The sequence below is a fragment of the Haladaptatus sp. QDMS2 genome (genome assembly GCF_029338295.1).
Taxonomy (GTDB): Archaea; Halobacteriota; Halobacteria; order Halobacteriales; family Halococcaceae; genus QDMS2.
On the sequence record NZ_CP119792.1, the window covers coordinates 367,124 to 383,246 of the forward strand.

Annotated in this window: 9 protein-coding genes; all 9 read left to right on the forward strand. The window is 61.3% G+C overall.

The window, feature by feature from the left end; genetic code table 11:
• The first annotated feature begins 130 nt into the window (after window positions 1-130).
• The 9 genes from P1M51_RS17710 (at window position 131) to P1M51_RS17750 (ending at window position 16,111) form a co-directional block, all read left to right on the forward strand.
• Entirely contained in the window at window positions 131-973 is an 843-nt protein-coding gene (locus tag P1M51_RS17710) for a GNAT family N-acetyltransferase (protein WP_276248794.1), read from the forward strand.
• A 46-nt stretch (window positions 974-1,019) separates the two neighbouring features.
• Window positions 1,020-3,002, forward strand: coding sequence for a S9 family peptidase (locus P1M51_RS17715; RefSeq protein WP_276248793.1), 1,983 nt, complete (start codon window positions 1,020-1,022; stop codon window positions 3,000-3,002).
• A 39-nt stretch (window positions 3,003-3,041) separates the two neighbouring features.
• The gene (locus tag P1M51_RS17720) at window positions 3,042-3,803 is read left to right on the forward strand and encodes a sugar phosphate isomerase/epimerase (protein WP_276248792.1); all 762 of its coding nucleotides are present in this window, start codon (window positions 3,042-3,044) and stop codon (window positions 3,801-3,803) included.
• Between the two features lie 94 nt (window positions 3,804-3,897).
• Window positions 3,898-7,815 (forward strand): heparinase II/III family protein, encoded by a 3,918-nt coding sequence (locus P1M51_RS17725; protein WP_276248791.1) that lies wholly within the window; start codon window positions 3,898-3,900, stop codon window positions 7,813-7,815.
• A 73-nt stretch (window positions 7,816-7,888) separates the two neighbouring features.
• The gene (locus tag P1M51_RS17730) at window positions 7,889-8,785 is read left to right on the forward strand and encodes an amidohydrolase family protein (protein WP_276248790.1); all 897 of its coding nucleotides are present in this window, start codon (window positions 7,889-7,891) and stop codon (window positions 8,783-8,785) included.
• A gap of 763 nt (window positions 8,786-9,548) precedes the next feature.
• A complete protein-coding gene (locus tag P1M51_RS17735; protein WP_276248789.1) occupies window positions 9,549-10,571 on the forward strand; it encodes an ABC transporter permease in 1,023 nt (340 codons plus the stop codon).
• A 3-nt stretch (window positions 10,572-10,574) separates the two neighbouring features.
• The gene (locus P1M51_RS17740) at window positions 10,575-11,594 is read left to right on the forward strand and encodes an ABC transporter permease (RefSeq protein WP_276248788.1); all 1,020 of its coding nucleotides are present in this window, start codon (window positions 10,575-10,577) and stop codon (window positions 11,592-11,594) included.
• A 116-nt stretch (window positions 11,595-11,710) separates the two neighbouring features.
• On the forward strand, window positions 11,711-13,639 hold the full coding sequence (locus P1M51_RS17745) for an ABC transporter substrate-binding protein (RefSeq protein ID WP_276248787.1): 1,929 nt from the start codon (window positions 11,711-11,713) through the stop codon (window positions 13,637-13,639).
• A gap of 306 nt (window positions 13,640-13,945) precedes the next feature.
• Complete coding sequence (locus P1M51_RS17750; protein WP_276248786.1) at window positions 13,946-16,111, forward strand: alpha-L-arabinofuranosidase C-terminal domain-containing protein; 2,166 nt, start codon at window positions 13,946-13,948, stop codon at window positions 16,109-16,111.
• The last annotated feature ends 12 nt before the right edge of the window (window positions 16,112-16,123 follow it).

Below are 16,123 nucleotides of genomic sequence, written 5' to 3' on the forward strand. Positions count from 1 at the left end.
GGTATAAATGTCCCTCATCCTGGAGGTTCTGGAGGCACTCGCGTCCACAGCATGTCGCAGTGACCACCCGACCACGCCCCCGTGTGTGACCGGGCGACACACTTAGTTAGGTACAGCCGTTTGGTAAGGTGTGATAGATATCGCCCCGCTCTCTCCGAGTGACGTAGACCAGGCCCTCCGCCTCTCGACGCAGGCGGGGTGGAATCAAACCGCGGCCGACTGGAACCGCGTTCTCTCGTTCGACCCAGACGGCTGTTTCGGCGGGTGGGTGGACGACGAACTCGTGGCGACGACGTGCGTGGCCACGTACGACGACGCGGTGCGCTGGGTCGGCATGGTACTCGTGGACGAAGCTCACCGCCGGCAGGGCTACGGGACGGCCCTGTTTGAACGGGGATTAACCTACGCCACCGACCGGGAAGACGTGGCTATCGGCCTCGACGCCACCGAGTACGGAGCGCCACTGTATCGCGAGTTCGGATTTCGCAGCGAGACCCCAATCGAACGCTGGACGGGGCTGCTCGCTCCGGTTTCGACGTCGCTCGACGCCGCAGTCGTCCAACCACAGTACGTCGAAGCGCTCTGCAAACTCGACCGCGAAACCCTCGGCGTGGACCGCTCTGCGCTGTTGACCCGCCTGCTCTCCGAGGTGGGAACTACGGCCATCGGCGTCCGCGATGGTGAGGACCTCCGTGCGTACGCGGTGGTTCGGCCGGGACTCGAACGCCCACAGGTCGGCCCCATCGTCGCCCACAGCGGCCCCGAACTGTCGGCGCTCCTCAACCGAATCGAAGACATGCTCACAGACCCCCGCGTCATCGTAGACGCGCTGCCGACCGACGATACTGTGGACCGACTTCGTGAACACGGCCTTCGCCGGAAACGGAGTCTCGTCCGGATGACACACGAGTCGGCCGACCCGCTGTTGGCCGCGCCGTCGGTTCGCGCAGCCGTCGGCTTCGCCTGGGGCTAGCGGTCACACAAAGGTTTACTGCCCCGCTCCCCGTCGGTGCACGCAGATGAACCGAACCTTTCTGCAGAACGTCGATGGGTTCTACGACGTCGAAGACCAGCTTCCGCAATACCTGCGGCGACTGGCCGCGACGCACTTCGAGCGAGCGAACCGCGAACGAGACGCGGTCGATTCGCGACGGGCAGCGCGGCGGCACGGGGAGACGGCACGTGCCAACTTCTTCGACGCACTCGGCGGCCTGCCGACCGAACGCACGCCACTAAATCCGACGATAACCGACACGCTGGACCGTGACGGTTATCGCGTCGAACTGGTCGTGTTCGAGAGTCTCCCGGACGTCCACGTCACGGCGAACCTGTACCTCCCGGACGACGCCGACGAACCGGTCCCCGGTGTCCTGTTTTTCTGTGGTCACTCGGACGCCGGCAAGGCGGCCGCAGTCTACCAGAAGGCGTGTATCGAACTCGTTCAAAATGGGTTCGCGGTACTCGCCGTGGACCCAATCGGGCAGGGCGAACGCCACCAGTTTTTCGACCCGGAGACCGGCGAGATTCCGCGCCGGAACGTCATCGAACACTCCTACCTCGGCCACCAGTGTATGCTCGCAGGGACGAACCTCGCGCGTTACTTCGTCTGGGACGCGATGCGAGCGATGGACTACTTGCGCGAGCGGCCCGAAGTCGACCCGGACCGCATCGGCGCGACGGGCAACTCGGGAGGCGGGATGCAGACGGGTTACCTCATGCTCGCAGACGACCGCCTCGCTGCGGCCGCTCCCTGCTGTTTCGTCACCTCGAAAGAAGCCTACATGAAGACTGGTCAGGCCCAGGATGGCGAGCAAATCATCTGGCGAGCAATCGAACGCGGGCCGCGCTACGACGACTTCCTCACCGGATTCGCGCCGAAACCAGTGTGCATCGGTGCGTCGCAATCAGACTTCCTCTGTATCGAGGGTGCCCACCAGACCTACGAACGGGCGAAACGCGCCTACGAACTGTACGCTGCGCCCGCCGCTATCGATCTCGTCGTCTCGCCGACGACTCACGGCCTCGACCCAGTGCTCCGGGAGGCGGTCATCAACTGGTTCCAGTCGCACCTGCAGGGGATTGCGCCGGATTTCGAGGCTGGCGACCCGGAAACCGAAACTGAATCCGCGCTCACCTGCCTCGAATCGGGCGAGGTGAACGCCGCGTTTCCAGCGGAGCGACACGTCGTGAACCTCACGCGAGAATACCTCGACGGGAGTAATCCAACTGAACCGCGAGCGGTGGCCGACGCAGACGGAACGCCGATGCGCAAACTCGTGAGAGAGCGATTCGACTTAGACCGGATCGCACCACCACGCTTCCCCCGAGTCATCAAGACGGAAGACGACGGCGACCTCGTCTGGGAGAAAGTGTTCTTCAGGAGCGAATCCGACATCGTGACGACCGGCGTGCTGGTTCGCGACGAGCGGGTTTCCTCCGCAGAGAGCGTGCCAACCGTCGTCCTGTTGAATCGCGGAACCGACGACCTCCCCGAGTACGAGCAGGCGGTCCGCACGCTCGCCACAGAGCGCGGGGCGGTGTTCGTCTTCGACGTCAGAGGGGAGGGCGGCGTCCGCGCTCGTGACGTAAACACACCGCTCGCAAACGGTGGAGAGTACTACGACACCCACGGAACGGCGTACAAACTCACGTCCGACGCGCTCATGTGTGGCACGTCGCTCGTGGCGCTCCGCGTCTTCGACGTGCTGCAAGCGGGCGATTACCTCGCAAACCGTTTCGGAACCGACAACCTCGGCGTCATCGGGGTCGGAACCGGCACCTTCCACGCGCTGTACGCCGCCGTCGCAGACCAGCGATTCGGCACTGTCCTCGTCGAGGACGTCCCCACCTACTACGAACGGGCCACGAACCGAGAGGTTCCAATCGACCACGACCTGCTCCAGTTCGGCGTTGTGGGAGAACTGGACATTCCGCAGTTGCTCCCGGCACTCTCCGAGCGCGAGGTGACGGTTACGAACATTTCGACAGACCACTTCGGCTAACTAGGCAACTGTTTTATCCCATGCGCGGGAGGTACACCCATGCGATTCGGACTGTGTACCATCTCGAATCAGGAACGGTCGGTTTTCGACGTGCTCGCGAGCGCGGCCGATGCGGGCTACGACGGCGTCGAAATCTGGGGCCGTGACCACGTCGGCGACGGAACCGCCGCCACCTGCCGCGAAATCGCCGAAGCGGCCGAAAAACGAGGGCTCGAAATCCCAGTGTACGGGTCGTATCTTCGGCCCGGAACCGTCTCGTTCGCGGAAAAATTGTCCCACGAACTGGCAGTGGCCGAGCGACTCGGCGCGTCGCTCATCCGCGTCTGGCCGGGCGAACAGGAGTACGGCGACCACAGCGAAGCCCACTTCGAGCAGGCGGTAGCCGACCTCGAAACGCTGACCCGACGAGCGACGAAACGCGGCTTCGGCGTCACCGTCGAGAAGCACGAGGGAACGCTCTCGAACACCCGTGAAGGCGCAGAACGACTCATTACGGCTGTGGACGACCCGAACTGCGGATTGAACTGGCAGCCGCTGTTCTCGATGCACCCAGACGATTTGCGCGCCGAGGCCGAGGCTCTGGCACCGCTCTCGAACAACGTCCACATGCAGGCCGTTGGCGAGCGCGGGACCCGCGACCGCTGTGCGCTCTCCGAGTCGTTTTTCGACGTCGAGGCGGTTCTCGAACCGTTCGAACGGGCGGGATTCGAGGGCTACGTCAACGTGGAGTTCGTGCGCGGGGATTGTGAATACGACGCGGCTATCGAAGCCGATCTCGACTTTCTCGACGCAATTGTCTGAGTGCATAAGTTCCCGGTAAACTGAGAGTCAAAATTCCCGGTGATTGTTGCAGCATGACATATACTTAAACGATACGTTGGTGTTGGCTGAAACGATGTCGAGCCATGATGACACACCGCAAGGTAAAACTATCGACTGGGCTGACGCGGCCACGGGCGACGGGTTACTCGACCCGGACAGATTGTTACCGGACACCGACCGACGACGATTCCTGAAGGCGTCCGGCGTCGCCGCGCTGGGTTCGCTCTTCGCAGGTGGGGCGAGCGGCGCAACACCGACCACGAACACCGCGGGGAAGACGAGAGTGACGTACTTTACAGAAGCAGACAGACAGGCGGCGAGAGAGAACGTAGAGAACTACGAGTGGGCGAAAGCAGAGCGCGACGACGCCGTCTCGCAGGCGGACACCGTACTCTCTACATTCACGCTGGACGACCTCTGGCGGTACGTTGGCTCTCAGGACATCCCACGGGCCGCGTTTCTGGCGAATGGGAACGCTGGGTACTACCCGTGGGAGAGCGAGTGGGGGCCGAAAGAACCACTTCCCGATGTCAGCTACGCGACGAAGCCCGGAGAGCAGTGGAAGATTACGAACGGCGAGTACACCCTGCCGACCAACGATTTCGAGGCCTACCGCGAGAGCGGAATGGACGACGAAGGGAAGTTCGACCCGACGCTCGCCGACGACTCGCTGCTCGTGAACGAAGAACACCCCGAGATGGGCGAGGGCTGGGGCGTCGACGATGGAACGGGCTGGGTGGACGAGGATGGCGACCTGGGCACGGCCGGGGTTCGTTGGGTCCCGGTCGCGTGGGCGCACCACTGGAACACCATCTACGGCTATCGCTCGATGCTGAACGCGCTGTACCAGGCGTATCTGTTCACCGAAGAGCAGCGATACGCGCGGGCCGCGACGGTCGTCCTCGACCGGGTTGGGGACGTGTACCCCGAGTTCAACCTCCTCGACACCGTACAGTTCGAATCCGGTGGCTATTCGTATCTGAACGGGTTGCCGATTAGCTCACACGGCGGGACGGGCCGCGGGAAGCAGGTCGGGTCCATCTGGGAGTCGTTCTGGGTGAAAGCCGTCCTGAAAGCCTACGATGCCGTGTTCCCCGGTCAGGACGGGGACGCGGAGCTCGTCGAGTTCCTCTCAGGAAAGGCTGCGCAGTATCCCGGGCTGGGGCCGAAAGACTCGCTTGCCGACGTGCGGCGGAACATCGAAGAAGGATTGCTCCAGCAGATTCTCCCCGCGATGAAGAACGCGCAGATTCGCGGGAACTTCGGGAGTCACCAGACAACGCTCGCGCTCTCTGCGATTATCCAGGATATGCCAAACGGGTACACCGCAGACGCCCTCGACTTCCTGTTCCAGGCCGGCGGCCTCGAATACGAGGACGACGGAACGCCGTGGGGCAACTGGTACATCTCCGGCGGTGACGTGCTCTCCTCGATTCTGACGAAGTTCGACCGCGACGGCCATCCCTACGAGGGGAGCATCCACTACAACAGTCTCGTCGCGAGCGCGCTGCAGGGGACCGCGGATGCGCTGAACGGCTACGACGCCTACGAGGGGGCAGACCTGTATCAGAACCCTATCTTCAAGCAGTCGTTCCAGACCCAACACCAGGTCACGTTCCTCAACAAGTTCGTCCCGAAGTACGGGGACAACGCCGGGGCCGGCGAACCCGGCTTCGAGAACATGATCGGCGTTGACAACCTCGTGCGTGCCTACGACGTCTACGGTGGCGACGACCTCGCTCGCTGGATTTACCTCCGGAATCGCGAGTCCATGGACGGTCTTCGGCAGGGCATCTACAACGAGAACCCGAATTCGGTGAAAGCAGACATCGAGGCGATTCTGGAGGCGAAGGGACCGCTCGACATCGGTAGTACACAACTAGCCGGACAGGGACTCACCGCGCTTCGGAGCGGTGAACCGGACGTTGGCCGCGCCGTCTGGACGTACTACGGACGCAACGGCTTTGGCCCCGACGCTGGCTACGGTGCGGGTCACACACACCGAGACACGCTCAACATCGGATTGTTCGGTCACGGACTAAATCTCTCACCCGACCTTGGCTATCCAGAGGAGACGGGTAATTGGCCAAAGCGATGGAACTGGACAGGGAACACCATCAGCCACAACACGGTTCTCGTGGACGAACAACGCCAGGACAAACAGTGGGTCTCGACACCCCGCCACTTCGACCACACAGACCGCGTCCAGTTGTTCGAAATCGACGCCGCGAACGTCTACCCACAGTGCGAGCAGTACGAGCGGACGACGGCGCAGGTGACCATCGACGACGAGAACTCCTACGTCGTGGACTTCTTCCGGGTCGATGGCGGCGACGACCACATTTTCAGTTTCCACGGCGGGACGGTTCCCACCGACCAATTCACCTACGAACTGAACGAGGGCGTCTCCGAGTTCGTGGTTCGAAACGGTGGCGGGTCGCTCGAAGCCTCCCGCGAGAAATCGTACTCGGGGATGTGGTCCACTCGCGTCCGCGACCCCTCGGGGGACGTTCACGACTGGCGCGGCCTCTCTGTCGACACAGGGACGAGCGACGTGGACGTGTCCGTGAAAATCAACACAAGCGTCACCGGCTACAACGACTACTGGCACCACAACCACTCGGTGTACCTCGGACGCGACGGAGACGGCCGCCACGTCGTCGTCGGCGTCGGCAATCAGGCGGCAGACGACGACCCGCGAATGGGACTCTACTATCCCGAGGACAACACGTGGGGCGACCACAAATCGATTGCCGATTGGGAGAAAGCGACGTGGTACACGCTCAACGTGTCGAAGACCGGCACCAGCGTCGAGGTGTCGCTCGGAGACGAGAGCGGGACGACTCACGACGCGGGAGCCTTCACACTCCCGAGCGACACCGACGGCGCCGTCGGCGTCTTCGGCGGCATCGGGAAGGGACAGACTGGAGCGCTCTACTTCGACGACTTCGTCGCGAACGGGTCGGCCTACGACTTCTTCTCGACGAACTACACGGAGCAGGCGGGCATCGAGACAGCCGGCCTCGACCTCGTGGCGCAGAACGGCGGGACCTACGCCGGAACGTCCGTTCCAAAGCCGGGATACGGCGAAGACACCACGTACAACGACGAGGTTGGAAACGGCTTCAACTACCTCTATAACGTCGAGCGCGACGACGCGCCGGGCGAGTCGTTCGCCGTCGATTGGGACCTCGAAGACTACTGGGACGTGCTGGACGAACCGGCGGACGTCCATCTCCGGATGACCATGCTGACCGACGTCGACGAGGTGGCCATCTGCAACGGTGACCCGCCACAGCGGTGGGGCAATCCGGAGACGTTCAAGTACGTGCTCGCCCGTCGGATGGGGAATGACCTCTCGACGCAGTTCACCTCCGTCTTCGAGTCCTACGACGGTGAGCGACAGGTCGAATCCATCACCGAAGTTCCGGTTGCGAGCGACGACCCGACCGCACGGGCGGTGAAAGTCGAACTCACGACCGGTCAGACCGACTACGTGGTGAGCGCGTCGAACCACGAACTGGAACACGCCGTCGGCGACGTGTTTAGCTTCGTCGGCGCGTTCGCTGTCTACTCGACCGACGTGGACGGAAGTCACGAACACGCCTACGTCCACGACGGGAAACTCCTCATCGCGGGCGGTGACCAGCTTATTAACGAGTCACAAGGTCGAATCGAAGGCACAGTCGAGGACTTCACGCGCGATCTCTCGATGGAGAACGTCATCGACATCAAGACCACGTCCGGAAATAGTCGCCTCGCTGAGGCCGACGGCATGTGGATTTACGCGGACGCAGTCGAGATGCGAAACGGTGCATACGCGATTCGTGGCATCGAATCGGGCGACGCAAACCGCGCCACCGTCGATATCGGCGAGCGAACGACGGTAAAGGAGTTTATCGACCCGAAAAATCCCGACGCTGGCTACGAGTACATACTCGAAGCGGGCGGTGAGTTCGTCATTCCACTCAGCGCCAGCTGGTCGGCCTGAGAACTGCGAATTCACCCTGTCGGCGTTTTTCGGACGAATCTTCAAGACCCGTGCCTGCGAGGTACAAATTGACATGGCGAGCAAGCGCGAGCAGTATCTAGCGAACGCGGTGTACGACAAGGACGAACAGCCAGTCTCTACGCTCATCGACGCCCATACCCACATCGGGCAGGTGCGCCAGTACGACCTCGGGGTGACGCCAGAGCGAATGATAGAGTACATGGACTCCCACGGCATCGACAAGGCGGTCCTGTTCCCGCTCGAATCGCCCGAGGGCTCTGCCTACCTTATCACCACGCGAGAGGTGCTCGCGGCCGCCTCCCGGTTCCCAGACCGATTCATCCCGTTCTGTTCTATCGACCCCCGGTCGCACCCCTACTACGACGAGTCGCGATTCGAGGACGCCATCGCGGAGTACGTGGACCTCGGCGCGCGCGGGTTCGGGGAACTCAAGTGTGGTCTCCCGGTTGACGACGAACGGATGCAGACGCTCTATCGAATTTGTGGCGAGCAGGACTTGCCCATCCTGATGCACATCGACGACCAGTGCTGTACGGACGAACCCGGCCTTCCCGGCTTAGAGCGGATGGTCCAGCAGTATCCCGAGACCAATTTCATCCTGCACGCACCCGGCTGGTGGGTCCACATCTCTGCGGACGTCGAAGCGGGCGACCTCGGACGGTATCCAAAAGACCCCGTCGTGCGCGGGGGTCGGTGTGACGAACTGCTCTCCGAGTACGACAACCTGTACGCTGATTTCTCGATGGGGTCCGGGTTCAACGCGCTCACCCGTGACGAAGCGTACGGTCAGGAGTTCCTCTCACGCCACCACGAGAGCCTCATCTTCGGCTCTGATTACCTCTATCCCGGCCAGCCGGTGATGCAGTTTGGCTTCTTCGCCGAGTTCGACCTCTCGACCGACCAGTGGGAGAACATCTGCCATCGAAACATCGAATCACTCCTCCTGTAGGGCAATTCGACCGCGAATTTTTCCGAACGACGGTCACACGCACCGACCACCGGAGAGCCAACGGTTTGACGGTACGAAACGGCTGCAGAGTTCCGAATGGGGCGGAAGATAAGCGGATCAGAGCTGCTCCCAGCTGCCGTGGCGCGTCGAAAAACAGCTTGCGAAAATGTCGGCGGTCAAACGACGGTGAGGAGCGTTCGTTTGGGGTAGCTAAACGGAATCGAAATTGGGCGCGAAGCTCGATGCCCTTCGGCCTCGTCGAGTGAGCGTCAAATCGAAGGGCAGGTGACCTGCTGCTATCGGTTTTTCGAGGGTGTCAAGACTCTGATTTTACATCTGTACGTTTGTAATGTTAATGTCGAGGTAAGAGCCATACATAGGGGCAGATATTGACTGGTAAACACCCACATACGTTCCCAATTTGCCCGTCTAAGAGGGTTTGAAGGGTAGATACAACCGTTTCGAATATTGTTTAGTAATTCAAAACAGCATATCGTTCACCCGGATGGGTTCGAGGCGGCTGGCGACCAGCGCGATAGTCACAGACGAATAAATGGAGGTCGCGCCCGATTTATAATGATTAATGGCATCGTTTGTGTGGGGGAATCGAGAGGCTGTGTGCGTTTCGCGTTTCCAAACGATTATTGGAACGAGAGCGGTGAGTTGCCCGAATCGAGGGGAGCGGTCAGGACGGCAAAACGCGGCGCATGACACGTGGCACCAAAATACATATATCGCCTTCTGTGAATTGTGCGTATAGCTGATGAGGTACTACATCACCCGCATTGGGCAGGCAGTGTTCACCCTGTTCGCGGTCTTCACCATCTCGTTTTTCATGTACCGGCTGCTCCCCGGAGGGCCGGTCGAGGCGATGCGCCAGCAGATGGTATTGGAGGCCATGTCAACAGGCGGCGAGGTCGATATGCAGCGCATCAATCGACTCGTCGAGATATACACGGGCATCCAACCCACGGAACCGCTTTACGTACAATACTTCAACTACATCCGGGACATCGTGCTGTATCAGGACTTCGGGAAGTCCATCTGGAAAAACCAGCCGGTGTTCCAGATTCTGTTCACCGCGATGCCGTGGTCCGTGTTCGTGAGCATCTACGGGCTCCTGCTCGGCTTTACCACGAACATCCTGCTCGGGTCGCTGATGGCCTACAGAGAGGGGGGCCGATTCGACAAGACGATGTCAATCGTGGCCACGATTTCCACCTCTGTTCCCTACTACGTCGCGGCAATCTTGATGCTCTCGTATCTCGCCTTCGAACTGGGCTGGTTCCCGACCGGCGGGCGATACGACTCGCAACTCACCTCACCGGGATTCAACGTGCCGTTCATCGTGAGCGTCATCAGGCACGCCGCGTTGCCCATCCTCACCGGGTTCGTCGTCGGCTTTGGCGGCGGTGCACTCGCCATGCGCGGCAACAGCCTTCGCGTGATGGGTGAAGATTACATCCGTGTCGCCCAGTTGCGCGGACTGAGCGAGACGCGCATCGCGACGCGGTACGTGACGCGCAACGCCATCCTCCCGATGTACACCAGTCTGATGATTGGAATCGCGAGCATCTTCAGCAGTTCCATCATCATGGAACAGATCTTCAACTACCCCGGTGTCGGCTGGTACACCTTCGGGGCAATCGAAAACCGCGACTACCCACTGCTGATGGGCGTGTTCATCTTCTTCACTGTCATCACGCTCATCGGAGTGTTGATAGCAGAGTTCACCTACGGGTTCATCGACCCACGGGCAAGCACCGGCGACAAGGAGACGTACTGACCGATGAGCAAAGACCCACAGCAACAAAGCAACAGAACGCAAACGAGCATCTTCGACCACGGTGGAGACTTCACCGGACAGACGAGCACTCGGTCAGAGCGCGCCTACCGGCACGCAGACCAGTACGTCCTCGCGCCGATTCGCGTCGGCCTCACCGACTGGCGAATGCCCGTTGGCGGCATCATCGTCTGCTTTTTCATCCTGCTCGGGACGATCGGCGTCGACTACGTGCCTGCGCCGAAGACGAGCGACGGTGTGCCGAAAACTCCCGCGTTCGTCGATTGGGCCGTCCCGCTCGGCACGGACAATCTGGGGCAGGGCGTGGCCAAACAACTGGTCCACGCGACGCCGGCCATGCTCAAGATGGCGCTCGCCGGGGCAATCGTCGCGACCGGCCTCGCCGTCATCATCGGCACGGTTGCGGGGTACAAAGGCGGAACCGTCGATTCGGTGCTGATGACCCTCACTGACGTGGTGATGACCATTCCCGCACTCCCGCTAGTCATCGTACTCGCGGCCATCTACCAGCCAAAAGACCCCTTCGTGGTGGGGATGATTCTCGCCATCGACAACTGGCCGGGCCTCGCCCGGGCGCTCCGGTCGCAGGTGCTCACCATCCGCGAGGAGTCCTACATCGAAGCGGCGCGGACGATGGGGATTTCCTCGCCGACGGTGCTCGGACGTGACATCGTCCCGCAGATGATGCCGTACATCCTCATCAACGCAGCAAACGCCGCCCGGACTGTCATCTTCGAGTCCGTCGCACTCTACTTCCTCGGCTTCCTGCCGTTCTCGACGTTCAACTGGGGCGTGATGCTGAACCTCGCCTACCAGGCCGGTGCGATGTCGAACATCGACCTGTTCGGCCACTGGCTAATCGCGCCGATGGTCACGCTCGCGGTGTTCTCGTTCGGACTCATCCTGTTCTCACAGGGCCTCGATCGCGTGTTCAACCCGCGACTGCGAGCGCGACACGCGAAAACGGTTTCGAGCGACGACCGAACCGACATCAGCAGCGATTAGTCGGTTCGGGTTTTCCGTTCCGTCGCACCCTCCACCGGAAAGGAATTAATTTTCACATCCCAATGTCGTCAAAATAATAGAGTATATATACGTTAACATTGAACAATGCGGTGTATATGGACAGTGCTAGTAATACGACTCCGAGCGGACGGAAGCGAGACGTTTCTCGACGCACCTGGCTCCGTGGCCTCGGCGTCGCGGGAATCGGGGCAATCGCCGGCTGTAACGACACGGGACGGTCGGGTACCACAAACACTCAGACCGGTGACCCACCAACTAACGCGAATGGCGAACCGATGGAACCGGTCATCGACGAAATCATGGGTACCTCCGCGATTCCCGCCGACATCCAGTGGAATCCGTGGGCGACGCCGTGGTCCGGAAATCTCGCTGGATTCGCGATGGAGTACGGCGGGCTGTTAAGCGCGAAGGGCGAACTGATTCTCTCCGGGTTCGACGATTGGAGTTTCGACGGTGACGAGAACGCACTCACAATCGTCCTCGACGAAGAGCTGAAAAACTGGAATGGTGACCGGTGGACAGCCTCCGACATGATGGCCTACTGGGGCGTCGTCCACCACCAGGCCCCCGAGTCGAGCCAGTGGGAGCAACTGGAAGTCGTGGACAAATCGACCGCGCGGTTCTACTACAAGGAACCGCAAAATCCCGACCTGCTCAAGAACGTCGCGATTCACGGCTCAATCATCGGCTGGAACGAGGACATCTGGGGGCCGTGGGTCGACCGCTACAAGGACGCCGCAGACCAGGACGAACGCGACCAAATTAGCAAGGAACTGGTCGAGACCATCATCCCACACAGCGAGTTCCAGGAGAAAGGGCTTGGCACGAGTCCGTACAAATTGGACGCCATCACCGAACAGGAGGTCATCTTCAAGCGGTGGGACGGCCACCGCCTCGCGGACGACATCGAAATCGAAACCATCCGACGGCCGTACGCGGCGAATCAGGCCCGCGAGGACGAACTCATCACGAGCGACCAGGTGGACTTCGAGAACGGGCCGCTCAACCAGCGCTTCGAGGGGCAGGTGCCCGACTACATCCAGAACCTTACGACCTGGCAGGGCAAGTGGCTCATCAAGATGCTCATCAACTGGCGCAACCGCGAGTACCTCCAGGACGTGAACGTCCGCCGGGCGATGGCCGCCGTCATCGACACGGAGGCCGTCGCGACGAGCGTCGGATCGGGGAACCCCGTCAAGGTCCACTCCGGGATGGACTACGGGTTCACCGAGAAGTACGCTGGCAACCAGATGGACAAGTACATCGACTACGGTTCGAAGGCGGACTACGAACTCGCAGACGAGTACCTCGCGAAGTCGGGCTACTCGCGCGAAAACGGGACCGTCGTGGACGAGAACGGGGACGAACTCGAAAAGCTTCGCTTCGTCGCGGGAACCGCGAAGTCGTGGTTCCTGCCGGCACAGGTCGCCTCCGCACAACTCAAGGAGTACGGGTTCAACGTCGAGTTCAACTCCGTCGAACGGGGGACGAAACTCGACATCGTCGAGAACAAGATGGGTGACTGGGACCTGAGCACCGAAAGCCACTACGCAGGCAGCACCTACCACCCAATCTCCTACTTCAACTGGGGGTCGTTCTGGGGCTGGCGACTGGCGAAAGGTCGGTTCGGCGCGGCCGCCGGGTCGAAACAACAACTTAGCGAGTGGCTCGACCAGGGTGAGGAGTTCTCGCCGTACAACGGCAAACCGCTCACGCCCGAGGTACCGACCGAAATCGGCGCACAGGACCTTTCCGGGGAGACCAAGCGGGTCAACGTCTTCGAACTCTACGAGGAAGCCCACACGCCGATTTCACAGGAGCGAACGAACGAGATTATTCAGGACCTGAGCTGGGCGTGGAACTTCTACGTTCCGGACATCGACCTGTACAACGCCCAGCAGGGCTGTTGGGCAGACACGAAGAACTTCGATTGGCCGGACGACGAGACGGTTCTCCAGATCGTCAACGGCGGCGGGCCCGGCTACTGCGTCCAACACGGACTCACGAAGTACAACTACAAATGACAGTCTCCCCGCCTTGACGGGCGAGGAGTCCCACGTTGGGATGTTCTGGTATACGACGTGTCGCACTCGAATACCTGCTCGGGATTGCTGCTACCGACTTCGGCTTTGTATGTGAGCAGCCAGGTGAAGTGGTCGAACACTCACCTGCCGAGGCCCAAACCGCACAATCAAGTTCTACTGCCAAGGACTATCAGAACCCGGAGAATGAGTGTCGCAATCCCGAGAACTCCGAGAGACGGGTCAAACGGTAGCGATCTGCGTTCTGCTGGTCGCATTATTTAATACGGTGCTGGGACGAAATTCCCCATGACTCGGTACTATCGCCACGAGGAGGGAGCATCGGGAACCGCCGTCGTGGAGCTGCAACCTGAGATCCGAAGCGAGGCGACTATCGACCCGAACCTGTACGGAAAGTTCGCCGAGCACCTCGGCTGGAACATCGACCATGGGATGGAGGCACAGCTTCTCTACAACCCGACGTTCGGTCGGTGGCGATTCCGGACGAAGAACGCGACCGAAGACGGTGGCTACGTCGGCACGACTGACCCGAAACACCGTCGCGCGATGATCGAAAGTCACGCCGCTCACCTCGACTTTCCAGCAGCGGAGGAACTCGAATCAGCTGTCGCCGACGGACTTGCTTTCTGGTGGATGCGGTTAACTGGGGGCACGGACGAGGTGGTGGTCAGCCCTGACGTTGGCCCTCACGGGAACCGAGCCCAGCGGGTCGAGATTCGAAACGCTTCACCGGAGGCGGCACGTGGAATCTTCCAGTGGCTGTATCTCCCCCTGCAACGTACCACCGTGTACGAATACTCGATCACGGCACGCGCCAGAACAGGCACGAAAGCGACGCTGACACTCGGGCTCTCTCTGGTCGACGAGGACGGAGTGCCGACGACTAAGCTCGCATCCGACGCGGTCACCGTTCGTGACGAGTGGTCGACCGTCGATGGCCGACTCGGGGTGCCGCCAGCTAAAGAGCCCGAACCGGACGGCCTCCTCGCAGTCACCATCTCGGCCACGGCTGACTGCAACGTCGTGATAGACCGCGCACTCCTCTATCCAGACGATCACGTTGGTGGTGCCGACCCGGACGTCGTCGGGTTCTTGCGTGAGTCGAAACTCCCGTTGTTACGCTGGCCGGGCGGGAATTTCGTCTCCGACTATGATTGGCGGGACGGTATCGGTCCGAAGGCCGAACGGCCGACGACCGCCAACCCCGCATGGGGCGGTGTCGAGCCGAACCTCTTCGGCACCGACGAGTTCGTCGCGTTTTGCGATGCAGTTGGCTGTGAACCGCTCATTTGCCTCAACGCTGGGACTGGCACAGCCGCTGAAGCGGCCGCGTGGGTGACTTACTGCAACAGTGACGCCGACGAGACAGCATTGGGTGCACTCCGGGCCGCCCACGGATACGAGGAGCCGTTCGACGTGAAATACTGGGAAATCGGAAACGAACTCTACGGCAGATGGCAGCCCCATTGGACGACCCCGGACGGGTACGTGGACAGGTACCAGCGGTTTCGGGAGGCGATCCTCGCAGCCGACCCGGGGGTTACGGTGCTCACCTGCGGCGCAGACCCCGACTGGAACGAGCACCTGATCGCGGAAGGGGGGACGGATATCCGAACGATCGCGACCCACATCCTCGCGGGGCCGACCGTGCCGGACGACGTTGACAGAAACGACTTCTACCACGCGCTGATGGGGTACACTGAACAACTGCGCGAGAGACATGCCGAGCTGGTAGCCGAAATGCGCGCAGCCGGAATCGAAGACCCACACTACGCCATCACGGAACTCCAGCTTATCCCCTTCCTCGAGTCGGACCGCGGGACGCACGTGCTCCCACCGCCGTGGCGGGGAAGTCGACATCACCCAGCTACCGCGGAACTCCCGGGAAAAAAGACCATCGCGGAGGCAATCTTCGATGCGTGCATCATCCACGACTGCATACGCAGCGAAGGCGTCGCGGAACTGGTGACCCACTCCGCAACGGTCAATCACGGCGGCGGCCTTCAGAAACACAGAGAACGCGTCTGGGCGGACCCGTGTCACTACGGTCACGCGATGGGAGCCGTCCTGTTCGAAAAGCAGCCACTCGGTGTGACGGTGACCTGCGAAACCGTCTCTACCGATCGGCCCTTCGACGCCATCGAGTCCGTCTCCGACCTCCCTGTTCTCGACGCGCTCGCGGCAGTCGACGAGGACGAACTGGCCGTGATGCTCGTCCATCGTGGCAGCGGCGTCGGCGACGTGGAGACGACGCTCGACCTCGCCGGACTCGTCCAGGACGGGACAGCGGCCGTAACGACAATCGACGCGGAGACGATGCACGCGGAGAACACGCTCGAGAATCCCACTCGGATCGCTCCCCGGACGACGACCCGGCCTGTTCGAGGGGATGAGGTTGTGGTCACGGTTCCCGAATATGGGCTCGTCCAGGTCGTCGTCACAGGGAAAGAGTGAGAGACGGTGTCC